This window comes from Marinobacter metalliresistant, assembly GCF_038098645.1.
Classification (GTDB): domain Bacteria; phylum Pseudomonadota; class Gammaproteobacteria; order Pseudomonadales; family Oleiphilaceae; genus Marinobacter; species Marinobacter metalliresistant.
Window position 1 is genome coordinate 2044086 of record NZ_CP101118.1, and the last position, 22082, is coordinate 2066167.

At 59.2% G+C, this 22082-nt stretch carries 24 protein-coding genes and 1 pseudogene; 19 read left to right on the forward strand and 6 right to left on the reverse strand.

The genetic code is table 11. The annotated features are described in order from the left end of the window. The first annotated feature begins 364 nt into the window (after nucleotides 1–364). The 5 genes from NLK58_RS09590 to NLK58_RS09610 all read left to right on the forward strand — a co-directional run bounded on the left by NLK58_RS09590 (nucleotide 365) and on the right by NLK58_RS09610 (nucleotide 4166). Nucleotides 365–1273 (forward strand): cation diffusion facilitator family transporter, encoded by a 909-nt coding sequence (locus NLK58_RS09590; RefSeq protein WP_117618272.1) that lies wholly within the window; start codon nucleotides 365–367, stop codon nucleotides 1271–1273. Between the two features lie 179 nt (nucleotides 1274–1452). Then, on the forward strand, nucleotides 1453–2292 hold the full coding sequence (locus NLK58_RS09595; protein WP_341582674.1) for a cytochrome c oxidase assembly protein: 840 nt from the start codon (nucleotides 1453–1455) through the stop codon (nucleotides 2290–2292). After that, nucleotides 2292–2915 (forward strand): SCO family protein, encoded by a 624-nt coding sequence (locus NLK58_RS09600; protein WP_341582676.1) that lies wholly within the window; start codon nucleotides 2292–2294, stop codon nucleotides 2913–2915. Before NLK58_RS09595 ends, NLK58_RS09600 begins: the two co-directional genes overlap by 1 nt. A 53-nt stretch (nucleotides 2916–2968) precedes the next feature. Next, nucleotides 2969–3427, forward strand: coding sequence for a Cd(II)/Pb(II)-responsive transcriptional regulator (cadR, locus tag NLK58_RS09605; RefSeq protein WP_341582677.1), 459 nt, complete (start codon nucleotides 2969–2971; stop codon nucleotides 3425–3427). A gap of 79 nt (nucleotides 3428–3506) precedes the next feature. Further along, the gene (locus tag NLK58_RS09610) at nucleotides 3507–4166 is read left to right on the forward strand and encodes a cation transporter (RefSeq protein WP_341582679.1); all 660 of its coding nucleotides are present in this window, start codon (nucleotides 3507–3509) and stop codon (nucleotides 4164–4166) included. Here NLK58_RS09610 and NLK58_RS09615 read toward each other — a convergent pair. Then, complete coding sequence (locus NLK58_RS09615; RefSeq protein WP_117618276.1) at nucleotides 4163–5080, reverse strand: AEC family transporter; 918 nt, start codon at nucleotides 5078–5080, stop codon at nucleotides 4163–4165. The genes NLK58_RS09610 and NLK58_RS09615 overlap by 4 nt on opposite strands. A gap of 194 nt (nucleotides 5081–5274) precedes the next feature. Here NLK58_RS09615 and NLK58_RS09620 point away from each other — a divergent pair, with 194 nt between their 5' ends. The 6 genes from NLK58_RS09620 to NLK58_RS09645 are packed head-to-tail and all read left to right on the forward strand — an operon-like array spanning nucleotide 5275 to nucleotide 10827. After that, a complete protein-coding gene (locus NLK58_RS09620) occupies nucleotides 5275–5724 on the forward strand; it encodes a cytochrome c (protein ID WP_117618277.1) in 450 nt (149 codons plus the stop codon). Nucleotides 5725–5734: 10 nt separating this feature from the next. After that, nucleotides 5735–7150 (forward strand): cbb3-type cytochrome c oxidase subunit I, encoded by a 1416-nt coding sequence (locus tag NLK58_RS09625; protein ID WP_341582681.1) that lies wholly within the window; start codon nucleotides 5735–5737, stop codon nucleotides 7148–7150. A gap of 57 nt (nucleotides 7151–7207) precedes the next feature. Beyond that, complete coding sequence (locus NLK58_RS09630) at nucleotides 7208–8164, forward strand: 4Fe-4S binding protein (protein WP_341582682.1); 957 nt, start codon at nucleotides 7208–7210, stop codon at nucleotides 8162–8164. Between the two features lie 9 nt (nucleotides 8165–8173). After that, complete coding sequence (locus NLK58_RS09635) at nucleotides 8174–9997, forward strand: VWA domain-containing protein (RefSeq protein ID WP_341582684.1); 1824 nt, start codon at nucleotides 8174–8176, stop codon at nucleotides 9995–9997. A gap of 5 nt (nucleotides 9998–10002) precedes the next feature. Further along, entirely contained in the window at nucleotides 10003–10575 is a 573-nt protein-coding gene (locus tag NLK58_RS09640; protein WP_117618281.1) for a cytochrome c oxidase subunit 3, read from the forward strand. Nucleotides 10576–10587: 12 nt separating this feature from the next. Then, complete coding sequence (locus NLK58_RS09645; RefSeq protein WP_117618282.1) at nucleotides 10588–10827, forward strand: cytochrome C oxidase subunit IV family protein; 240 nt, start codon at nucleotides 10588–10590, stop codon at nucleotides 10825–10827. Between the two features lie 97 nt (nucleotides 10828–10924). Here the strand turns inward: NLK58_RS09645 and NLK58_RS09650 are convergent, their stop codons facing one another. From NLK58_RS09650 to NLK58_RS09670, 5 genes are read right to left on the reverse strand one after another with little or no spacing between them, the layout of a single operon-like run. Continuing rightward, nucleotides 10925–11299 (reverse strand): hypothetical protein, encoded by a 375-nt coding sequence (locus tag NLK58_RS09650; protein ID WP_117618283.1) that lies wholly within the window; start codon nucleotides 11297–11299, stop codon nucleotides 10925–10927. Next, nucleotides 11265–12053: a CbbQ/NirQ/NorQ/GpvN family protein gene (locus NLK58_RS09655; RefSeq protein ID WP_117618284.1), complete on the reverse strand. Its 789-nt coding sequence runs from the start codon at nucleotides 12051–12053 to the stop codon at nucleotides 11265–11267. The genes NLK58_RS09650 and NLK58_RS09655 overlap by 35 nt, the downstream gene beginning before the upstream one ends. Next, nucleotides 12050–12760: a hypothetical protein gene (locus NLK58_RS09660; RefSeq protein WP_117618285.1), complete on the reverse strand. Its 711-nt coding sequence runs from the start codon at nucleotides 12758–12760 to the stop codon at nucleotides 12050–12052. Before NLK58_RS09660 ends, NLK58_RS09655 begins: the two co-directional genes overlap by 4 nt. Nucleotides 12761–12797: 37 nt before the next feature. Next, complete coding sequence (locus tag NLK58_RS09665) at nucleotides 12798–14030, reverse strand: cytochrome D1 domain-containing protein (RefSeq protein ID WP_117618286.1); 1233 nt, start codon at nucleotides 14028–14030, stop codon at nucleotides 12798–12800. Between the two features lie 26 nt (nucleotides 14031–14056). After that, nucleotides 14057–14422, reverse strand: a complete 366-nt coding sequence (locus NLK58_RS09670) for a cytochrome c (RefSeq protein ID WP_341582687.1) — start codon at nucleotides 14420–14422, stop codon at nucleotides 14057–14059. A 215-nt stretch (nucleotides 14423–14637) separates the two neighbouring features. On the opposite strand from NLK58_RS09670, the gene NLK58_RS09675 reads away from it, so the two are divergent. The 8 genes and pseudogenes from NLK58_RS09675 (at nucleotide 14638) to NLK58_RS09710 (ending at nucleotide 21932) form a co-directional block, all read left to right on the forward strand. Next, nucleotides 14638–16365, forward strand: coding sequence for a cytochrome D1 domain-containing protein (locus tag NLK58_RS09675; protein ID WP_341582689.1), 1728 nt, complete (start codon nucleotides 14638–14640; stop codon nucleotides 16363–16365). A gap of 27 nt (nucleotides 16366–16392) precedes the next feature. After that, nucleotides 16393–16857, forward strand: a complete 465-nt coding sequence (locus NLK58_RS09680; RefSeq protein WP_341582691.1) for an AsnC family transcriptional regulator — start codon at nucleotides 16393–16395, stop codon at nucleotides 16855–16857. A 41-nt stretch (nucleotides 16858–16898) separates the two neighbouring features. Beyond that, the gene (locus NLK58_RS09685) at nucleotides 16899–17399 is read left to right on the forward strand and encodes an AsnC family protein (RefSeq protein ID WP_341582792.1); all 501 of its coding nucleotides are present in this window, start codon (nucleotides 16899–16901) and stop codon (nucleotides 17397–17399) included. Further along, on the forward strand, nucleotides 17383–17865 hold the full coding sequence (locus NLK58_RS09690; protein ID WP_341582693.1) for an Lrp/AsnC family transcriptional regulator: 483 nt from the start codon (nucleotides 17383–17385) through the stop codon (nucleotides 17863–17865). The genes NLK58_RS09685 and NLK58_RS09690 overlap by 17 nt, the downstream gene beginning before the upstream one ends. Further along, nucleotides 17840–18355, forward strand: a complete 516-nt coding sequence (locus NLK58_RS09695) for an Lrp/AsnC family transcriptional regulator (RefSeq protein WP_117618291.1) — start codon at nucleotides 17840–17842, stop codon at nucleotides 18353–18355. The genes NLK58_RS09690 and NLK58_RS09695 overlap by 26 nt, the downstream gene beginning before the upstream one ends. Nucleotides 18356–18368: 13 nt before the next feature. Next, nucleotides 18369–19565, forward strand: coding sequence for a heme d1 biosynthesis radical SAM protein NirJ (gene nirJ / locus NLK58_RS09700; protein WP_341582696.1), 1197 nt, complete (start codon nucleotides 18369–18371; stop codon nucleotides 19563–19565). Between the two features lie 38 nt (nucleotides 19566–19603). Continuing rightward, nucleotides 19604–20434: pseudogene (gene cobA, locus NLK58_RS09705) on the forward strand (uroporphyrinogen-III C-methyltransferase); the annotation flags it as partial. A 4-nt stretch (nucleotides 20435–20438) separates the two neighbouring features. After that, the gene (locus tag NLK58_RS09710) at nucleotides 20439–21932 is read left to right on the forward strand and encodes a cytochrome D1 domain-containing protein (RefSeq protein ID WP_376788088.1); all 1494 of its coding nucleotides are present in this window, start codon (nucleotides 20439–20441) and stop codon (nucleotides 21930–21932) included. The last annotated feature ends 150 nt before the right edge of the window (nucleotides 21933–22082 follow it).

Below are 22082 nucleotides of genomic sequence, written 5' to 3' on the forward strand. Positions count from 1 at the left end.
CAACCTCCTGTTTTTTTCATGGGTGGGATTTTCGAACAGCAAAATGGCTCATGATTGCCTGTTGTGTGCTTTGGCCATGGGAGTGCACCTCGTTGCCTGAGTTACCCCCTTCCCTGTATCACACCATCCCAACCTGAACTGCAACTGAATACAGGAGGCAGTTCCGGGTGAACGTGATCTATATCAAAGTGTAGACGGAAACGGGCCGGGGGAATACCCCGGCCCGTCAGAGCAAAGCAATGGCGAATCCGGGTCAACGGAGATCAGGACTCGACGAGCAAACACCGGCCACCGTCCGGGATTGACTCTGTAGTTACTATAAGGTTTAAAACATGCACTCAAGCTCCGTTCAATAGAGGCAGGAATGCACAGCCACGAACCTAACAGCCACGACCACGGCCATCACTTCGACACTCATAACCGCTCCTTTGCCATCGCGGTGATTCTCAATACCCTGTTTGTGGTTATCGAAGCGGTTTATGGCGTTTTATCAGGGTCTCTCGCACTCATCGCAGATGCCGGCCATAATCTCAGCGATGTCATGGGACTGATAATGGCCTGGGTGGCCAGTTGGCTGGCCAGCCGGGCGGCGACCCATAGCAAAACCTATGGCCTGAAAAAGACCACCATTCTCGCGGCTCTATTCAACGCACTCATTCTTATCGCCGCGGTTGGCGGGATTACCTGGGAGGCAATCCAGCGCCTGACAAACCCCGCTGGGGTTGCCGGTTTGACCGTGGTCGTGGTTGCCGGAATCGGGGTGCTGATCAACGGCGCAACAATGATGTTGTTTGTCAAAGGTCAGAAAGGCGATATCAACATACGGGGTGCCTTCCTGCACATGGCCGCCGACACTGCGGTATCGGTGGGTGTCGTGATCTCAGGCATAGTACTGATGTACACCAGCCTGACCTGGATCGATCCGGTAGTCAGCCTTGTCATTGCCGCTGTTATCTTCCTGGGCACCTGGCAGTTGCTAAAGGACTCCGTAAATCTGGCTGTAGATGCCGTACCCAAAGGGATCGATCCCGCAGCTGTTCGCGAGTGTCTGGAGAGTCTGCCAGGCGTGCACTCTGCCCATCATCTTCATATCTGGGCCCTGAGTACGACCGAGAACGCGCTGACAGTCCACCTGGTGAAGCCTGATCCACTGGGCGATGACCGGATCATCAATGATGCCTCAGCGATACTGGCAGAGGAGTTCAACATCCAGCATACGACGATTCAGTGGGAACGATGTGATAGCGAATGCCCGAACACCACCCACTGTTAACGCTGTATGCAGATGGTTACGGGGGAGCTCGTGCGCGACACGACTGAACGCTATCAGCGTCTGGGCCTACCTCACCGCCGCCGGGCGATGTATCCTTACGTAAAACAGATTCTCACTGAATATCCAGGCAACGTGCGCTCAGGCCAACAACAAAAGGCAACAACTGACCCGGCAACCCTATGTCTCTGATTGAGTACCTGGCACCATACGATTTCTCGCCGCTGACCGTACTGAGCTTTATGCTGGTACTGGGTTTTTATGGCGTCGGTCTTTTACGGATGCCGGAAGAAGACAGGCCCGGGTCGGTAAGGATTATGGTCTTCGTTCTGGGCGTTCTGATTGCTTATGGGGTCATGCAAACCCGATTCGATTACTACTCCCAATACATGTTCTTCGTCCACCGCGGCCAGCACCTCGTTCTTCATCATCTGGGCCCCATACTGATTGCCCTGTCCAACCCATTGCCGGTAATGCGGTTCTGGTCCCGGCAAATAAGCCCTGGATTGAAGAGCCGGCTTCGCCCCCTGGGATGGCTGTATCGATTTCTTCAACACCCCCTGATCGCCTCCGTCCTGTTTGTGGGGCTCATCTATTTCTGGTTATGGCCGCCAATTCATTTTGATGCCATGCTCAGCCGAAACCTTTACTGGGTTATGAACTGGAGTATGTTGATTGATGGAATACTCTTCTGGTGGTTGATTTTTGATCCTCGCCCACCTGCCACCACCCCTTCTCTGGGCTATGGCAAGCGCATACTGCTCCTGGCCCTGGTGGCGATACCGCAGATGGTGCTCGGGGCTATGATCGTGTTTTCAAGAGGTATGGTGTACGACGTTTACGAGGTCTGTGGCCGGGCCTGGCCCATGGCGCCGGAGACCGACCAGCTTCTTGGCGGCATGCTGACCTGGATACCACCCGCGATGATGAGCATCCTCGGCATTCTGATTATCCTGAGACGCGCCATGCGGGAAGACGGGAGTTTCACCAGCCGTTCCAGCCAAGTGGGGGAGACAACTTAATGAGTACCAGCCCTTTTCGGCGACACACCGGCACACTGTCGCTTCTCGCCCTTATTCTGATGACGCTTGTTGTCAGCGGCTGTTCAGGGGAAGAGGAAAACTGGAACGGCAAAGACATCAGCGGCCTGATGCCCGGTCTGGAGTTTGAATTAACAGACAGCCAGGGCAGATCCGTAACCGCCGAGCAGTTTGACGGCAAGGTAAGGTTGCTGTTTTTTGGCTTTACCTCGTGCCCGGACGTCTGCCCTACTGCGTTGCAAAAACTCAACCAGGCCACTGAAGGCCTGCCACCGGGGCTGCAGGACGATGTCCTGACACTCTTTGTCAGCGTTGATCCAGAGCGGGATTCGCCGGAACGCCTGGCGGCCTACGTCAATTTCTTTGGCGAGGGGATCATCGGGTTAACCGGAAAAGAGCCGCAGCTTCGCGAGCTTGCCAAACGCTATCGAACGACCTTCGGTTATGAGGAGCCTGACGAAAACGGCAATTATGCCGTTTCTCACAGCAGTGCAGTTTACGTTTTTGACCGCGAGGGAAAAGCCCGTCTTCTGATCAGGGCGGATCTGAGCCCGAAAGAGATTCGCCAGGATCTGATAGCCCTCGCCAGAACTGACACGGAGTGATCGGTCAGGAACATTCATGAACCCGGTTAACGGAATCACTGAGAGGATACAGTTTGAAGATCGGTGAACTCGCGAACGCAACGGGTGTTCCCTCGGAAACCATCCGTTATTACGAAAAAATCGGTTTGCTGCCGGAACCGGACCGGGACAGCAGCGGCTACCGCTGCTACCGCCCCGCCCATCTGGACCGCCTGCTGTTTATCAGGCGTTGCCGCAATCTTGATATGGCCCAGGACGAAATCCGTGAGCTGATCCGGCTGGCCGAGCTGCCGGAGGCGGATTGCAGCGAAGTGGATGCCCTGCTGGCACGCCATCTGATCCACGTTCGGGAGCGCCTGAAGGAACTGGCGAGCCTTGAAGAAACCCTGGTGCAACTCCAGGAGGCCTGTTCGGATCGTCGCACGGTCAGGGAATGCGGCATTCTTGGCGGGCTCAAGTCTGAACTCGAGACTCCGGAACCTGAGGGCCGGCACAACCATGTGCCAGGCACCCACGGCCCCGGCCAGACCTGACCCAGAACCCCACCAAAACGCTTGACGCTGTAGTTACTACAGGGCTTTCAATAAGGCCATCTGAACGCAGGAGGTCTTTATGGCGTGCAACTGCTCCGCCCCCGAACCCAAATCCCCGCCGCCAGGTTTTCGCCGCGCGTTGTGGATTGCCTTATGGGTCAATCTGGCCATGTTTGTTGTGGAAGGTCTGGCCAGTCTTTCGTCCGGCTCGGTCTCACTGATGGCGGATGCCATCGATTTCTTCGGCGACAGCGCCAACTACATTCTGTCCCTGACGGTTCTTTCCATGGGCATGCTCTGGCGCGGCCGTGCCGCCATGGTCAAGGGCATCGTCATGACCACGTTCGGCCTGGTGGTCTGGGCCCGGGCGGTCTGGGTAATGCAGGCCGGCATTACGCCGGAACCACTGACTATGGGCGCAGTCGGCCTGCTGGCCCTGACCGCCAACGTGAGTGTTGCGGCGCTGCTGTTCAAATTCCGTGAAGGCGATTCCGACATGCGCTCGGTGTGGCTGTGCAGCCGCAACGATGCCATCAGTAACATCGCCGTTATGGTCGCTGCCCTGGGTGTGTTCGGCACCGGCACGGCCTGGCCGGATCTGATCGTTGCCGCCATTATGGGGACCCTGGCAATGACCGCCGGCATCAGCGTTGTGCGCCATGCCCGCAGCGACATCGCCGGGGCCAAAGCTTCCGCAGTGGCACTGGCGCCGGCAGTGTCATCCTCACACAGCCATTAAAATGCCAGGGAAATCATCACCGGAATAAACGCCAGGGCAAACAGCGTGGTCAGCAGCACCGTGCCTGCTGCCTGCCTTGGCGAGGTATCGAGCAGGGTGGCAATGACCACCGTGTTGGCGGCAATCGGTGTGATCGAAATCAGGAACAAGGCCTGGTGCACCGCCGGCCCATAGATCCCCAGAAGCGTTGCATCGACCCACCAGAACACGATGGCCACCAGGGGCCAGACCACAAACTTCCCGAAAAAGGCCAGCGCGGTGAAGCGGACGTTGCCCGCCAGTCCCCGGAAACTGGTGATACTCATACCGATGATCATCATGCCCAGGATGCTGTAGGCGCCGCGCAGGTTATCGAACAACGGCACAAAAATCTCCGGAATGCTCACACCCGCCAGGTTCAGGGCCACCGCGACCAGAAAGGCGTACACCGAGGGCAGCCTCAGCACCCGCCAGAGGGCATCCCTTAAACCATACCGGCCTCTCGCGGCGAGGTAAAAGCCCACTGAATTCTCGAACAGCGTGGTACCCAGCATACACACAATGTAGAGCCCCAGCCCCTCTTCCCCGAACAGTAACAGCGCCACCGGCACCCCGAAGTAGCCGGTGTTGCCGGAGCCCACACAGAGGGGAATGAGGTTGGCACTGCCATCGGTAAGAACCTTTTGCGCCAGCTTCAACTGAACGATCCCCAGTACGGATGAGATTCCGAAAACGAGGAAGGGCAGCAGGATGACCTCTGGAGAGAGCGGCGCCACCATAACGCCGGAAAACACCACCGACGGGGTCACGATGTACAGCATGATGCCGGCTATATGCCGGCCGCTGGCCTCAAGATAGCGGCCGGCAATCCAGCCGAGGACGACGGTTACATAGAGCGGAATCAGCTTGAAGAAAAGGGCAAGAGCGGCAGCCATCGGCTCTCCATGGGAAAGGCAACATTTCCGGACAGATAGGGCGCGAAGTCTACCACCTACCCCTCCGGAGGTAACTCCCCGGCGCAATGGTGAAATAGCCAGCCATGCTTGATAATCATCAACAGCATTGTGGATGCATCTTTATATCCTAGCAGGGCAGTCAGGTATTTCACAAAGACCGAGGAGAGAGACCCATGGCCGAGCGCTTTACCAAAAGCATGGCCAGGAACATATACCTGGGAGGAAGTGCATTCTTCGTCCTGTTGTTTCTGGCGCTGACTTTTGATACCCAGTTGCGGGCAATGCCCGAGCGGGACAACCGAGACCAACTCACCGACCAGGTGGTTCGTGGCAAACATGTCTGGGAGAACAACAACTGTGTCGGTTGTCATTCCCTGATGGGTGAAGGTGCGTACTTCGCGCCGGAACTTGCCAATGTATTCGACCGCCGCGGTGGTAGTGACAGCGACGTCTTCAAGGCATACATGAATGCCTGGATGAACGCCATGCCCACCAACGTGCCCGGCCGCCGCCAGATGCCCCAGTTCAATCTGACCGATCAGGAAATCGAGGATCTCGCCGCCTTCCTGGAATGGACATCAAAGATTGATGACAACAACTGGCCACCCAACATCGAAGGCTGAGGGAGCAGACATGAAATACGAATCTCAAAAAGTGGCAATGCCCTACTTCATCTTTGCCCTGGTTCTGTTTGCCGGCCAGATTCTGTTCGGCCTGATCCTGGGACTCCAGTACGTGGTGGGTGACTTCCTGTTCCCGGAAATCCCCTTCAACGTAGCGCGGATGGTTCATACCAACCTGCTGATTGTCTGGCTGCTCTTCGGCTTTATGGGGGCAACCTATTACCTGGTTCCGGAAGAGGCACAAACCGAGTTGCACAGCCCGCTGCTCGCCTGGATCCTGTTCTGGGTTTTCGCCGTTGCCGGCACCCTGACCATCCTTGGCTACCTGTTCGTGGACTACGCCACCCTGGCCGATGTCACTATGAACAAGCTGTTGCCAACCATGGGGCGGGAGTTCCTTGAACAACCCACGATCACCAAGATAGGCATCGCACTGGTAGTTGTCGGTTTCCTCTACAACATCCTGATGACCGCCCTGAAGGGTCGCAAAACCGTGGTCAATATTGTCTTGATTACCGGCCTGATCGGCCTGGCGGTTCTGTGGCTGTTTTCTTTCTACAACCCGGGCAACCTGACCCAGGACAAGTACTTCTGGTGGTTCGTGGTGCACCTGTGGGTGGAGGGCGTCTGGGAGCTTATCATGGGTGCCATCCTGGCCTATGTGCTGATCAAGCTCACCGGTGTTGACCGTGAAGTCATCGAAAAATGGCTGTACGTGATCATCGCTATGGCGCTGATTACCGGCATTATTGGTACCGGGCACCACTTCTTCTGGATCGGGCCGCCCGAATACTGGTTGTGGCTGGGGTCTGTATTCTCCGCCCTTGAGCCGCTGCCGTTCTTCATGATGGTGATCTTCGCCTTCAACATGATCAACCGGCGCCGCCGCAACCACCCCAATAAGGCCGCCATGCTGTGGGCCATGGGTACTGCGGTGATGGCATTCCTTGGCGCAGGCGTATGGGGCTTCCTGCATACCCTGGCCCCGGTGAATTACTACACCCACGGCAGCCAGATCACGGCCGCCCATGGCCATATGGCCTTCTACGGGGCCTACGTAATGATCGTGCTGACCATCATTTCCTATTCAGTACCGATCATGCGGGGCCGCCCCTACGGCAATAGCAACACCGCCCAGGTGGTCGAGATGTGGGGGTTCTGGCTGATGACCATTTCGATGGTGTTCATCACGCTGTTCCTGACCGGCGCCGGCATCTTGCAGATCTGGCTGCAGCGGATTCCGGAAAGCGGTGAAGCACTGTCGTTCATGGCAACCCAGGACAACATTGCCCTGTTTTACTGGGCGCGCCTGATCGCCGGCTGCTTCTTCATGGCTGGCCTGGTGGTGTACTTCTGCAGCTTCTTCATCAAGGGACAGGCGTCCCCGGCTGAAGAGGTCCGCGGGCCTGCCACCCAGGAGGCGTAAGAAATGCGGGCCGGAGCTAACCGCTCTGGCCCGCCCAACCCTTAACGGACACTTGCCGTGCATGAACAGACTCTCCCGAACAAGGACACTCTCCAGAAAAAGCGGTTGCTGACACGCACCGGTTTCTTTCTGCTGTTTCTGCTTGCGCCAGTGCTCAATATTTTCCGATACGATCTTACCGAAACCCACTTTGTGCTTTTCGGATTTCCCCTGTCATTCAATCTAGAACTGGCCTGGGTCAGCCAGAGCTCACCGGCCGAAGTGGCCGGGCAGATCCTGGTCTGGTTCATACTCCCCTTTATCCTGCTGGTGCCACTGGTTCTCTGGATTGCCTGGAAGTGGGGGCGAATCTACTGTGGCTGGTTGTGCCCGCATTTTTCGGTGGTGGAAACCATCAATCATCTGATGACCCGGGTAACTGGCCGACCTACCCTTTACGAAGCGCTCCGGAAAGGCCGGCGCGGCAAAGCCCTGCACTGGGCCGGACTGGTTCTGGTGTCCGCGTTGATTGGTTTTTCCTGGGCACTGGCCATGCTGTCTTACCTGTTGCCGCCGATCCCGCTGTATACGGACCTGGTGACCGGTAATCTGACGTTTTATCCGGCCATTTTTCTGGCCGTGGCTACCTCCCTGTTCACCCTGGATTTCCTGTTCGCCCGGCATCTGTTCTGCAAATACGGCTGCGCCTTCGGGGTGGTCCAGAGCATTGCCTGGATGACCAACGGTAAAGGCAGGGTTGTCACTTTTGATACCAAACGGGCCGCAGCCTGCCGCGACTGCACCAGGGCCTGTGACGAAGCCTGCCCCATGCGATTGCCGACCCGAAGCCACAAGCGGGCAAAATTCACCTGTACCCAGTGCCTGCAGTGTGTCAGCGCCTGTCGCGAGGTGCAGAAGGACAATCCGGAAGGGTCTCTCCTAAGCTGGGAACCCGGTGAGCCCGGTAAACAGACGGTTCTGATTCCGGTTCGCCAGGTTGATCCGTCACCACGCAAGCAACACGCCGGAGCCTGAGGAGTTGAAATGGAAGAGTGGGTAGGCTTCAAATGGCACGAGTACATCACCCGGCAGGCCATGGGAGAGTTCCCCGAGCACGCGGTGCATCTGAAAGACGAGGCGCGAACCCTGGGTGTGCTGTTCCGGGCCCTGGGCGGCGACCCGGCCCTCAGCCTGGTTACCGCGGAACCCCGGCATTTCCGTACCCGGCGCCGTTTCCTGCAGAAGCTGGCAGGCACCCACAGAAAGTTCGAACTGGCCTGGCGGGATGAGCAAAGCCTTCGGCTGCCGGAACGCCTGGCCCTGTTTCCCTCCAAAGCCGTTAACCGGGATCTCTATCTCTGGCTGGCAGCCCTGGCCTCCCTTGGTGAACTGACGGACTCCGACTGGCTGACCGGCAACCAGGCCATGGTCCAGACCCTGCTGGCCAAATGGCCGGGGCTTGAGCCGGTTTACCAGCGCCTGGTACGCCATACCCTGCAATGGCGCCCGGATCCGACCACCCTGCCGCCAGCCGAAGGTCGCCGTGAAAAGGCCATTCGCCAGGCGCTGATTGATCCTGGCAGCGTGGAATGCCTGCCGCGTGCGGAGTCCGACCCCTGGCCGGTTGTCATCTGGCTTTACCCCACAACCACACCCGGCAAGGCGACCGGCCCGACCACCGGAGATGATGAAGCGACCCCGACACCGGGTGGACTGGCGAAAAAGCGCAAACGCCGGCGGGCCGAACGGGTGGACGCCTTTGACAAGGATCAGGGGTTGATGCTGTTCCGGCTGGAAAGCCTGTTTTCATGGAGCGAATTTATCCCTGTGGACCGGGCCGGTGATGACACGGAGGAAGAGGATGCCGACGCGGTGGCTGACGACATGGACATGATTTCTGTCTCTGAAGACCGCCGGGAAGCCTCCTCAGCCATCAAGTTTGATCTGGACCTGCCCTCGGAAGAAAACGATGACCTGCACCTGGGGCCCGGCATCCATCTGCCGGAATGGGACTGGCGCAGCCAGAGTTACCGGGAACGTTTCTGCTGCCTGCAGCCAATGCTGAGCAAGGATTCTATTCCGACCAGGCTGCCGGACCACCTGTCCAGATCGGCCATGAGACTGCGGCGACAGTTCAGTGCCCTGAAGCCACTCCGGCAATGGCAACGCCGACAGACCGAAGGCGAGGAACTGGACCTGGACGCCTGCATGGAACGGGAAGTCCAGCACCGCCGGGGCACCGGCGTCATCGACCAGAAGCTGTTTCGCCGCTGCAAACAGAATCAGCGGGACCTGGCGTGCCTGATTCTGGCGGACATCTCCATGTCCACGGATACCTTTATCAACAACAGCCAGCGGGTGATCGAAATTGCCCGGGACGGCTTACAACTGCTCAGCGAAGCCCTGCAGGCAAGCCGGGACCCCTTTGCGATTTTTGCCTTCTCCTCACGCCGCCGGGACCATGTGCGCTTCCATCACATCAAATCGTTCGACGAGCCCTACAACGACATCAGCCGGGGTCGAATCCAGGCACTGGAGCCGGGCTATTACACCCGCATGGGCGCGGCCATCCGTCAGGCCACCCGCTTGCTGCAGGGGCGCCACGAACACCAGAAAATCCTGCTCCTGCTCACCGATGGCAAACCCAATGACCTGGACCTGTACGAAGGCCGATACGGCGTGGAAGACACCCGAATGGCGGTTCAGGAAGCCCACAAGGCTGGCCTGACCCCCTTCTGCGTCACCATCGACGACGACGCCAGCGAATACCTGCCCTATATCTTTGGCAGCAACCATTTCGTGGTGATCAAAGACCCAGCGCAGTTGCCGCTTCAGCTCCCCAAACTCTATATGAACCTGACCCGCTGACACCCATGCACGCATCTGCCCCGACACGCCATCACCTCCCCGGCGATCTGGCCGTCTGGTTCTTCATATTTGCGGAACTGGCCGTTTTCGGCATCCTGTTCATCGGCTTCGGCGTTGCCCGCAGCCTGGACCCGGCAACCTTCACCGCCGGCCGAGAGGTATTACACCCCTGGACCGGCCTGATCAACACCATCGGCCTGATCACCGCCAGCTACCTGGTAGCCGTCGCCGTCCACCGCCTCCGTCACCGCCAGCCATGCGTTACCCCGTTGCTCTGGGGCGCCATCGCCGCCTCCTCCATCTACACCTTCGGCAAACTCTGGGAGTACGCAGACCTCTACGGTAACGGCTATAACCTGGGTACCGACACCTTCTTCATGTTCTATTTCTTCCTGACCTTCTTCCACTTCATGCACGTGGTACTGGGCCAGATTATCCTGGTGGTACTGGCGGTGAAGGTTAAGCGAGGCGACTACAACGGGGACGACATGAATGGCATGGAGTCCGGCGCGTCTTACTGGCACATGGTGGATCTGGTGTGGCTGGTGTTATTTCCGATGCTGTACGTTCTGGCGTAAGGAGGAGAGCCCATGTTAGCGGTTTACATCGCCCTGATGGTTTGCACCATGACGCCAGTGATTGCCATGCAGGCAGGCGCTGATGCTTCCGTTCTGGTGTGGCTGGTATTTGCACTGGTGATCGTGAAAGCCGTTCTTCTGGTCGATCACTTCATGGAAATGCGGCATGCACCCATTGGTTGGCGCTTTGCCGCGCAAGCATGGGCGCCGGTAGTGGTGGCAGTAATTGCAGGATTTCATGCCGTGAGCTGAACATGGGGTCAGATGAAAGCGTTCATCTGACCCCGTCTTCACATGGCTCCGCACGGTTTTGGAAAGCCTCCCCTGATCGCCGCCCAGAGCTCTGCGGTTACCGATGTTTCTGAGGAAAATAAGGCGGCTTGTCACCAATCGCCTGAGCCAGTGCGATCATCCCCCACAGCACAAACGACGTGTGCAGAGTGATCGACCAGACAATGGCACCGGTCCAGAAGTTACCGGTGTTGCCAAACAGCAGCCAGAGTACCCCCACACCGGAGAAAATCACCACCGCCCCGATGATCGACATATAAAACGCTGCGCGCGTATGAGCCTGTCGCAACGCCGGTGCCTCCCCGGAACGGATGAACAACCAAACCAGCACCGAAAACCCGATAACCGGCAGGGCCAGCAGGTTCAACAGATACCAGATCACTGGCACTACCGCACCACTACTGTCCTTCGCCTGACCTCCCGAATACCGCATACACCACCTCCATGAGTGCGCTGACCGTTGCTTCGTCGTCTGATAGTGGCTCTATCATCCCGGCACGGCAAGCCTCGCCGACCGGCACGCCGGCCCGAACCAGGTGGGCGGTGTGAATCAGCAGCCGGGTCGATGCCGCCTCTTCCAGATCGTGATCCTTCAGGTTACGAATTGATCGGGCCAGGTTGACCAATCGTTCCGCCAACTCCCTGTCGCAACCGGACTCCTCGATCACGATTGTCTGCTCCTCCGCCGCGCCCGGGTAATCGAAACTCATTGAGACAAAGCGCTGCCGGGTGCTCGGCTTCATTCCTTTCAGCAGGCTCTGGTACCCGGGGTTGTAGGAAACCACCAGCATGAACCCGGGCGCCGCTGTCAGCACCTCGCCGGTACGCTCAATCGGCAGTTCCCGCCGGTCATCCGCCAGCGGGTGCAGGACCACGGTCGTGTCCTTGCGCGCCTCCACCACCTCATCAAGGTAGCAGATGCCGCCTTCACGCACTGCCCGGGTCAATGGCCCGTCTTGCCAGTAGGTGCCTTCCGGCCCGATCAGGTGTCGGCCCACCAGGTCAGCGGCGGTCAGGTCATCGTGGCAGGCAACGGTATACACCGGCCGCCCCAGTTTCTCGGCCATGTGCCGGACAAAACGGGTCTTGCCGCAGCCGGTGGGACCCTTGATAAGCACAGGCAGGCCGTTATTTGCCGCGGCCTGAAAGAGTTCGATCTCGTTGCCTGCCGGTTGGTAAAACGTCATTGTGTTGAATCCTCTGAATACTGACTGTCGGGCAAGGCAAAGCCGTATACCCATTCGGGGAAGACCACAAACATCTGCGGGTCGTCTGACCGCTGCCTCCGGCCCAATGCCTGTTCACAGGCCTCTGCGGCCTGGTTCCAGCCGGCCTGCCGGAACCAGCCTGCGGCCTTCACCGGTTCGCCCCGCCAGCTCACCACCAGGTTATTCCCGGTCAGGAACGGCTTCACAAATCCCAGCTCGGAAACCGCCGCATGGGTGTTGTTGTGAAGCAGCAACCCCAGGGCAGAACTGTAATCACCGGCTTCGTAAAGGCGCCCCGGCTCAGGGATGATGCCTTGTTGCCTGAGCGCGGCCAGCGGCAGGCTGGCCCCCAGTGGCTCCTTGCCGGCAACCGTTGCCAGGTCACGACCCCGCAGTTCCCGGATATGCCTCACACCGGCCGTCCTGCGGGTTACCCAGACAGGAACCGGTAGCCGGCCATCCCGGTTAACCGCTTCCAGAATTGGCACCGAACCCTCCGGAACGGCTGGCAGGAACGCCAGGGCAAGGCCCGGGGCCTCGGTATTAAACCGGATATCGGCCTCACAGCCCTGAGTTCGCAGATAGTCTGTCAGCCGATAGCGGGCGACCTCGGTGACACTGGTCGCGGACTCAACCCCAATCAGAATCCGCGCGTCCCCGGCACTGGCAGGTGCTGTAAACGACAAGCCAGCCAGTAGGACGCCAGGCAACGCCCGCCGTAATTCAAAGACCGAGCGCATGGGCCCGGCTGGTGAAGAAGATGCCGCTGGGCTTTTCGGCACTGAGCGTTGCAACCGGCTCCAGCGTACGGGTGTTGTATACGGTCACCCGGTTACTGTCCCTGGCTGACACCCACACTTCTTCGCCCCGGGGCGTGAATTCCATGTGCAGAACCGCATCGCCGGGCTCCAGGGTGCGGATAATTTCCCGGGTCTGTGAATCGATCACCTGAACCACATCGTTGTCCGGGTGGGCGAAGCTCACCCAGATCCGGCGATTGTCCGGGCTGGCCATCACGAACACGGGCTGGCCCTGCACCGGGATACGATCGGTCAGGGACCAGTCGCTCAGGTCAGCCACCAGCACCTGGTGGTGACCAACGGCCGGCACAAAGGCCTGGCCATCGGCGATGGCCCAGCCCTCCAGGTGGGGCATCTTGTACACCGGCAGCTTCTGCTCGCCCTTGCCATAATCCGGCAGAATTTCAGTCACTCCCTGCCCCGGTCTCCACAGATCCAGCATCGACAAGCCGTCTTCGCCAAACAGGCCGGCAATGTAGTAACGGCCGTCCGGGGTGATCAGTGCGTCGTAGGGTGATTTGCCCGCTTCGAACCGGGTGATTTCGGCCGACGTATTACTCATGTCGAGGGTCCAGATCTCTCCCGCGTCGAACAGGCTGAACACAAACAGGTTCCCCGGCGCGTCCACCAGCCCGACTGTTTTTGACTGGCCAGGCTCATCGTGCCCGCTGGTGTAGGTGGCCGGGACATCCGCCACCAGTTCCAGGGTCTGGCTGTCGAACACCTTCACACCACCGGGCTGGTAGTTGGAGACAGCCACATAGCGGCCATCCTGAGAGATAGCGCCGCCAATGCTGTTACCAGACTGGATAACACGGTCGACAATGGTTCGGGTCAACAGATCGACTTTGGTGAGGCCGCCATCCCGCCCGAATACGTAGCCGTATCGGGCGTCCCGGGAGTAGACCACTGACGCGTGGGACAGATCCCCCAAACCCGCAATTCGCCCCAGCACCTCATGGCGGGAGGTGTTGATAACCAGCACCGAGCCGGTGGCCCGCTCAATGATCAGGCCAAGATCGCCGGTGCCCATGAGTTCCGGTCGGGACTCTGATCCTGAGCCCTCCGATCCGGGGAACGCCTGGCAACCACTCAGGCCAATAGCCAGAAGTAGTGCCAGTAACAGATGTGCGGGCCGCTTGAATGCAGGATCCATGATTGATCATTCCTCCAGATTGGCCCTCAGGGCGAAACCAGTGCACCGGATTTCAGCTGCTGGCTGATCCAGTGAATTTCTTCCGGGGACAACAGTGGCTTCCAGGGTGGCATGGCGGTATCCGGAACACCTTCGCGGATAATGGCTGCGATGGCCTCCACCGGAAGCTCTCCGAGATCCTCTGGCCGCAGCGGCGGGCCCAGGCCACCACGCAGGGTGAGGCCATGGCAGGAGCCGCAATCCTGAACCACCAAATTGGCAAGCCGGGCCTCGTCCGCATTCCGGCCCCGGGCGTCGTCACCCATGGTCACGACTGGCGCCGTGACCAGACCGGACAACAGGACAGCCGAAACCAGAATCCGCCTTTGGTCTTCCCGCCAGAAACCCTTCACACGCTGCATCCTCCCGAGTGTTGTCCGCATCCTGACGACACCCATAAAACCCATTGTTGATATTGGTTAAAAGAGATCACTAACACCAGCACTATTATGGCATACCCCTGTTAGGGTAGATGGCGGTCAAACAACAGATATCTGACATAAATCAAGGTTCATTAGGGTAAAGAAGCGAAACCTAGAGGGACTCTTAAATCCAAGGAGAGAACCTGATGAGAGTCACCAACCTGTTTTTCCAACCACTGACACTGGCCGTCGCCGTTGCGTCGTTTGGCGCCCTGGCGGCCACTGATGATGCCAAACACCCCGACGACCCGGCCGCAACTGCGTATGAGGGCACTCCAAGCACCATCGCTTCGGAGTCAGCCAAAGTCGTTCGCAGTCCGGGTGCCCCGGAACTGACCGAGGCCGAATTCGAGAAAGCGAAGAAGATCTTCTTCGAACGTTGCGCCGGTTGTCACGGCGTCCTGCGTAAAGGCGCAACCGGCAAGCCGCTGACCCCCGACATCACCCAGGAACGCGGCCTGGACTACCTGAAAGCCTTCATCACCTATGGCTCACCCGCGGGCATGCCCAACTGGGGGACGTCCGGTGAATTCACCGACGCCGAAATCGAGCTCATGGCCAAGTATCTGATGCATCAGCCGCCCGAGCCACCGGAGTTCAGCCTGGCCGACATGAAGGCCACCTGGGAAGTTGTCGTCCCACCTGAAGACCGGCCCAAGAAACAGCTGAACGACCTGGACCTGAAGAACCTGTTCAGCGTGACCCTGCGGGACGCCGGCCAGGTTGCTCTTATCGATGGCGAATCCAAGGAAATCGTCGAGGTGATTGATACCGGCTACGCCGTTCACATCTCACGGATGTCCGCCTCCGGGCGCTACCTGTTTGTTATCGGTCGTGATGCCCTGATCAACATGGTGGATCTCTGGATGGAACATCCAGATACCGTCGCCAAGATCAAGGTCGGTCTGGAAGCCCGCTCCGTGGAAACCTCCAAGTACAAGGGCTACGAGGACAAGTACGCCATCGCCGGCACCTATTGGCCACCACAGTTTGTGATCATGGACGGCCAGACCCTGGAGCCGAAAAAAATCGTCTCTACCCGGGGCATGACTGTGGATACTCAGGAATATCACCCGGAACCCCGCGTGGCAGCCATCGTCGCCTCCCACGAACACCCGGAGTTTATTGTCAACGTCAAAGAGACTGGCAAGATCCAGCTGGTCAACTTTGAGGACCTGGACAACCTCAGCATCACCACCATTGATGCCGCCCGGTTCCTGCACGACGGAGGCTGGGACAGCAGCATGCGCTACTTCCTGACCGCCGCCAACCAGTCCAACAAGATCGCAGTGGTCGATTCCCGGGAACGGGAACTGGAAGCCCTGGTCGACGTTGGCAAGATCCCCCACCCCGGCCGTGGCGCCAATTTCGTGGATCCGGAGCATGGACCGGTCTGGGCCACAAGCCATCTGGGTGACCCCACCATCCAGCTGATCGGCACCGATCCCGAGGGTCATCCTGACAAGGCCTGGAAAGTGGTCCGCACGCTCAATGGTCAGGGTGGCGGCTCACTGTTCATCAAGACTCACCCGAAATCGGACAACCTGTGGGTCGATACCGCGCTGAATCCGGCCGAGGCGGTCAGTCAAAGCGTCGCAGTGTATGACATCGACAACCTGGACGCCGGCTATGAAGTGCTGCCGATCGCCGAATGGGCGGATCTGGGTGAAGGACCCAAGCGCGTGGTTCAGCCGGAGTATAACGTTGCCGGTGACGAAGTCTGGTTCTCGGTCTGGAACGGCAAGGAGCAGACCTCGGCCCTGGTGATTGTTGATGACAAAACACGCGGGCTGAAAAAGGTGATCAAGGACGACCGGCTGGTAACGCCTACCGGCAAGTTCAACGTCTACAACACCCAGCACGACGTGTACTGATCGGTTCCGGCCCGGGGGAGAGCACTGATGAGACTGGATACGACTGACAAACAACTGATCAACCTTTACCAGCGGGACCTGCCCGTCTGTGACAGGCCCTACCAGGCCATGTCCCGACAGCTGGGCATCGCCGAAGAGGAGGTCATTGAACGACTTCAGTCACTCCAGGACAGCCAGGTTCTCAGCCGGGTCGGACCGGTTTTTGAGCACAGCCGGGCAGGCGCGAGCCTGCTGGCTGCCCTGGCGGTGCCAGACGAACAGATCGATCTGGTGGCCGCTCGGGTGAATCTCGCTCCCGGGGTGAATCACAACTACGCCCGGGAGCACACCTACAATCTCTGGTTTGTCATGACCGCGCCCGATGAGGACACCCTGGAAGAGCGACTTGATGAACTGGAACACCAGCTCAGGCTCCCCATGCTTCGACTGCCGATGGTGGAGGCCTACCACATTGACCTGGGCTTCGATATTGACTGGGAGGCACTACCGTGAACCTTCGCCACGCCCCGGAATATCTGGCGGTGGTGCCGGAAATCGCCGGGGCCGGGCCGGTCAGTGCCTGGGGATTGCTTCGGCTTCGGCGCCAGCTGGAGCTTGGTCTTCCGCTAACACCGCGGCCCTATGAGAAACTGGCTGAGATGACCGGGCTCTCCGAGCAGGAAGTGATGACAGCCATCAGACAGTGGCAGGCCCAGGGGCTCATCAAACGACTCGGGCTGGTGGTCCGGCACCGGACGCTGGGTTACGCCGCCAATGCCATGGTGGTCTGGGATGTCCCGGACAGTCAGGTTCAGGATCTGGGCCGCACACTGGCCCGAAAATCCTTCATCACCCTCTGCTATCAGCGCCCTCGCCGACCCCCGGATTGGCCCTACAACCTGTTCTGCATGATTCACGGCGTTGACCGGCAACGGGTCATTGACCAACTGAACATGTTGATCGCAGAGCATGGCCTGGAACAGACACCCCATGCCGTACTGTTCAGCACCAGGGCCTATCTGCAACGGGGAGGCCGTTATGTCAGCAGCAACTGAGCAAACTCAGGCAACTGCCGAATTCACAGAGATGGAACGGGCGGTCATTAACCGTTTGCAAACGGGGCTACCACTGGTGCACCGACCCTATGCCGCGGTCGCCGGCGAACTGGGCATAACCGAGCAGGCGCTTCTGCACACCCTTGAGGACCTTCTGGACCGTCGAATTCTTACCCGTTTCGGTCCCATGTTTCACGCCGGAGAAATGGGCGGCGGCCTCACGTTGGCCGCCATGCGGGTCGCGGAGCAGGACTTTGAAGACGCCACCCGAAAGGTTAACGCCTTTGACGAGGTGGCCCACAATTACCGTCGGGAACATGAACTGAACATGTGGTTTGTTCTGGCCACGGAAGCCCCGGAAGACATCGCCCGGGCGATTGCCGCCATCGAATCCGCAACCGGCTATGCCGTCTACAACATGCCGAAAGAGGAAGAGTTCCATGTCCATCTCCACTTCCCGGTCTGACCAGGAATACGTGCTCTGCGAGCTGGACCGAAAACTGATCCTGGCCACCCAGGGCGGTTTGCCCCTGGTGCCGGATCCCTGGGGCACCCTGGGCAAGGAACTGGGGCTGCCGGCCGACGAGGTTCTGGCCCGTTTTCAGCGCATGCAGGACGCCGGCGTTATCCGCCGGGTCGCCGCCGTCCCCGATCACTACCGCCTGGGCTATTGCTTCAACGGCATGACGGTCTGGGATGTCCGCGACGACGCCATCACCGACATGGGCCGGCAGGTGGGCGAGTTGCCCTTCGTCAGCCACTGTTACCGGCGCCCGCGCCACTTGCCCTACTGGCACTACAACCTGTTCGCCATGGTTCACGGCACCAGCCGTGACGAAGTCGAGGCCAAGGCTTCGCAGATTCAGTCAGTGCTCGGAGACACCTGCCGGGGGCACACCATTCTTTACAGCTCGGCCATCCTGAAAAAAACCGGTCTGCGGCTGCGGAAATCATGAGAGAGGAAGCACCATGTTCAGAATGACCCGCTACATCAAGAGCCTGATGAACCCGGCTCCCGTGCGCCCGGTTCCGAAACCGGCCGGCCCGGTGGTAATCTGGAACCTGATTCGACGCTGCAACCTGACCTGCAAACACTGCTATTCCATCTCCGCCGATGTGGATTTCAAGGGCGAACTGAGCACTGATGAGGTCTACACCGTGATGGACGACCTCAAGGCCTTCGGCGTGCCCGTGCTGATCCTGTCCGGCGGCGAGCCGCTGATGCGCCCGGATATCTTCGACATCTCCCACCGGGCCAAAGCCATGGGTTTCTATGTCGGCCTGTCCACCAATGGCACGCTGATCACCGAAGAGAATATCCGGCAAATCGCCGAGGCCGGCTACGACTACGTGGGTATCAGCATCGACGGACTGGAACAGACCCACGACGAGTTCCGCCAGAAAAAAGGAGCCTTCGCGGCCTCCATGAAAGCGGTTGAACTGTGCAAGCAGGCGGGTATCAAGGTCGGCCTTCGCTTCACCCTCACCCAGGACAATTTCCCCCAGTTGCCAGACATGCTCAGACTGCTGGACGAACACGACATCGACAAGTTCTACCTGTCGCACCTGAACTACTCCGGCCGGGGCGGCCGCAACCGTAAGCGGGATGCCTGGTACGAGATGACCCGGGAAGCCATGACCCTGCTGTTCGATCACTGCCACGACGAGCTCCGGCGCGGCATCGAACGGGAATACGTCACCGGCAACAACGATGCCGACGGCCCCTTCCTGCTGCAGTGGGCCGCGGAACACTACCCCGATCAGGTTCCGGCCCTGGAACAACGATTGACGTACTGGGGTGGCAATGCCTCTGGCGTGAATATTTCCAATATCGACAACCTCGGCGAGGTTCATCCGGATACCTTCTGGTGGGACTACAACCTAGGCAATGTCCGGCACCAACCTTTTTCCCGGATCTGGTCCGAAGCCAGCGACCCGCTGATGACGGGTTTCCGCCAGACACCAAGGCCGGTGAAAGGCCGCTGCGCCGACTGCCGTTACCTGGCCATCTGCAACGGCAACACCCGGGTACGGGCCTACAACATTTCCGGTGATTTCTGGGAAGAGGATCCCGGCTGTTACCTCACCAATGACGAAATCGGTGTCCTTGATATGCCCCGGCGCGTCGCCGCCCCGGTTACCGAGATTCCGGTTCACAACCTCTAAGGACAAGCATCATGACAACCAGTCAAAGGAAGAAGTGCCTGGTGGAGTTCCAACTGGCGGAACAACCCTTACGGGCCGGAGAGGTAGCCATCGTGGGAGCCGGCCCGGGAGACCCCGGCCTGCTGACCCTGCGGGCGCTGATGCTGATACAGCAGGCCGATGCCATCGTGTATGACCGCCTGGTGTCGCCCCAGATCATGGAACTGGTGAACCCGGCTGCCGAACGCATCCACGTGGGCAAAGCCAGCGGTTGCCACTATGTACCCCAGGAAGACACCAATGAACTGCTGGTGCAACTGGCGGTGAAACAGCGCCGGGTTGTGCGCCTCAAGGGCGGTGACCCATATATTTTTGGCCGTGGTGGCGAGGAAGCGGAGTTCCTGGTGGACAACCACATCGATTTTCAGGTGGTACCAGGCATCACCTCCGCCGCCGGCTGCGCCTCATACTGTGGCATCCCACTGACGCACCGGGATTACTCCCAGAGCGTGACCTTCGTAACCGGCCACCGCAAGGCCGACCAGTCCCTGGAACTGAACTGGCGTGTGTTGGCAGCGCCGGGCCAGACCCGGGTGTTCTACATGGGGCTCCACAATGCCCCGACCATTGTCCGGGAACTCACTGCCCATGGCCTGCCGGGAGACTGCCCTGTGGCCCTGGTGGAGCGGGGAACCACGCCACAACAACACATGGCGGTCACCACCCTGGCAGACCTGGAAGCGACCATTCTCCGTGAAGGTTTCCAGCCCCCGACACTGATCATTGTCGGTGAGGTTGTCCGTCTTGCAGACAAACTGGCGCAACCCTCCACAGCAGGCTGGCATTGCGGCCAGAGTGAGGCCGTTGCAGCCAGTGCAGGGGCCGGCTGACATGATGAACCGAAAAAACGCCCTGCTGATTCTGGCCGCCAGCCTGCTGATCCCCGCATCGCTGCAAGCCAGCCCAGCCCCGGAAACCGGGGCGCTTTATCAGCAACACTGCGCCAGCTGCCACGGCTCCGATCGCCTGGGCGGCATGGGCCCTGCCCTGCTACCAGAAAACCTTTCCCGGCTGAAAAAGCCCGAAGCCGAGAACACCATCCGCAACGGCAGGCCCGCAACCCAGATGCCGGCCTTTAACGATATTCTTGGCAGCGAATCCATCACGGCGCTGGCGGACTACATTTACCGCCCGCCCGCCAACACACCCACCTGGGGACGGGCAGACATCCTCGACAGTCACTTGCTGCCCCACCCACAAGGCACATTACCCGATCAGCCGGTTTACCAAGCCGATATGATGAACCTGTTCCTGGTGGTGGAAATCGGTGACCACCAGGTTACCCTGCTCGACGGCGACAAGATGGAGCCCATCCATCGTTTCCCAAGCCGCTACGCTCTGCATGGCGGTCCGAAATACAGCCCGGACGGCCGTTACGTCTACTTTGGCTCCCGGGACGGCTGGATCACCAAATACGACCTGTACAACCTGAAAGTGGTGGCGGAAGTGCGTGCCGGCATCAACATGCGCAACATCGCCGTCTCCGCTGATGGCAACTACGTAATGGCCGCCAACTACCTGCCCCATACCCTGGTGCTGTTCGGTGCCGACAACCTTGAACTCATGGACATCATCCCGGTGGAAAACGATGCCGGTGAAAGCTCCCGGGTCAGCGCCGTGTACGCGGCCCCACCAAGGGACAGCTTCATCGCCGCCCTGAAGGACATTCCCGAAGCCTGGGAAATCAATGTGGAAGATGGCGAGGCCAAAATCCGCCGGATGCAAACCGACACCTGGCTGGACGACTTCTTCTTCGACCCTGGCTACGAACACCTCATCGGCGCCGCCCGCGACGGCAAGCACGGCTACGTGATCAACCTCGACACCGGTAACACCATCGCCGAACTCCCTCTCCCCGGCATGCCGCACCTGGGCTCCGGCATTACCTGGGAGTACCAGGGCAAACGGGTCATGGCCACTCCGCACTTCCGGACAGGCGCCGTTTCCATAATCGACATGGACAACTGGGAGGTGATCAAAACTCTGGAAACGCAAGGTCCCGGATTCTTCATGCGCAGCCACGAGAACTCCCGCTACGCCTGGGTGGACGTATTCTTCGGCCCCAACAAGGACAAGGTCCACGTTATCGACAAGCAGACGCTTGAAATCGTCAAAACGTTACAACCCGCTCCCGGCAAAGTTGCTGCCCATGTGGAGTTTGACCGATACGGCAAAAAACTGCTGCTGAGCATCTGGGACAAGGACGGCGCCGTCATCGTCTACAACGCAGACACGCTGGAGGAAGAAAAGCGCATTCCGATGAACAAACCCTCCGGCAAATACAATGTCTGGAACAAGATCAATTATGAGGAAGGGACCAGTCACTGAGGGCTTACTCTGATGGCCAGCAGGAATGAACCCGGGGTCAGATGAAAACGTTCATCTGACCCCGTCTTCACCGAGCCATCCCTGGCCCTCCCGCTACTTCGCCGCTCTAATCGATTCAGTGAAAAAGCCTTAATGATTTAAGTCATTTCA

What these genes read in the sequence shown, in the direction of transcription:
- NLK58_RS09635 (WP_341582684.1), top strand. Translation starts at nt 8,174, where the DNA reads ATGGAAGAGTGGGTAGGCTTCAAATGGCACGAGTACATCACCCGGCAG.
- NLK58_RS09710 (WP_376788088.1), top strand. Translation starts at nt 20,439, where the DNA reads ATGAACCGAAAAAACGCCCTGCTGATTCTGGCCGCCAGCCTGCTGATC.
- NLK58_RS09610 (WP_341582679.1), top strand. Translation starts at nt 3,507, where the DNA reads ATGGCGTGCAACTGCTCCGCCCCCGAACCCAAATCCCCGCCGCCAGGT.
- NLK58_RS09615 (WP_117618276.1), bottom strand. Translation starts at nt 5,080, where the DNA reads ATGGCTGCCGCTCTTGCCCTTTTCTTCAAGCTGATTCCGCTCTATGTA.
- NLK58_RS09590 (WP_117618272.1), top strand. Translation starts at nt 365, where the DNA reads ATGCACAGCCACGAACCTAACAGCCACGACCACGGCCATCACTTCGAC.
- NLK58_RS09595 (WP_341582674.1), top strand. Translation starts at nt 1,453, where the DNA reads ATGTCTCTGATTGAGTACCTGGCACCATACGATTTCTCGCCGCTGACC.
- NLK58_RS09625 (WP_341582681.1), top strand. Translation starts at nt 5,735, where the DNA reads ATGAAATACGAATCTCAAAAAGTGGCAATGCCCTACTTCATCTTTGCC.
- nirJ (WP_341582696.1), top strand. Translation starts at nt 18,369, where the DNA reads ATGTTCAGAATGACCCGCTACATCAAGAGCCTGATGAACCCGGCTCCC.
- NLK58_RS09650 (WP_117618283.1), bottom strand. Translation starts at nt 11,299, where the DNA reads ATGCGGTATTCGGGAGGTCAGGCGAAGGACAGTAGTGGTGCGGTAGTG.
- NLK58_RS09665 (WP_117618286.1), bottom strand. Translation starts at nt 14,030, where the DNA reads ATGGATCCTGCATTCAAGCGGCCCGCACATCTGTTACTGGCACTACTT.
- NLK58_RS09600 (WP_341582676.1), top strand. Translation starts at nt 2,292, where the DNA reads ATGAGTACCAGCCCTTTTCGGCGACACACCGGCACACTGTCGCTTCTC.
- NLK58_RS09690 (WP_341582693.1), top strand. Translation starts at nt 17,383, where the DNA reads ATGTCAGCAGCAACTGAGCAAACTCAGGCAACTGCCGAATTCACAGAG.
- NLK58_RS09675 (WP_341582689.1), top strand. Translation starts at nt 14,638, where the DNA reads ATGAGAGTCACCAACCTGTTTTTCCAACCACTGACACTGGCCGTCGCC.
- NLK58_RS09640 (WP_117618281.1), top strand. Translation starts at nt 10,003, where the DNA reads ATGCACGCATCTGCCCCGACACGCCATCACCTCCCCGGCGATCTGGCC.
- NLK58_RS09645 (WP_117618282.1), top strand. Translation starts at nt 10,588, where the DNA reads ATGTTAGCGGTTTACATCGCCCTGATGGTTTGCACCATGACGCCAGTG.
- NLK58_RS09695 (WP_117618291.1), top strand. Translation starts at nt 17,840, where the DNA reads ATGTCCATCTCCACTTCCCGGTCTGACCAGGAATACGTGCTCTGCGAG.
- NLK58_RS09620 (WP_117618277.1), top strand. Translation starts at nt 5,275, where the DNA reads ATGGCCGAGCGCTTTACCAAAAGCATGGCCAGGAACATATACCTGGGA.
- NLK58_RS09655 (WP_117618284.1), bottom strand. Translation starts at nt 12,053, where the DNA reads ATGACGTTTTACCAACCGGCAGGCAACGAGATCGAACTCTTTCAGGCC.
- NLK58_RS09680 (WP_341582691.1), top strand. Translation starts at nt 16,393, where the DNA reads ATGAGACTGGATACGACTGACAAACAACTGATCAACCTTTACCAGCGG.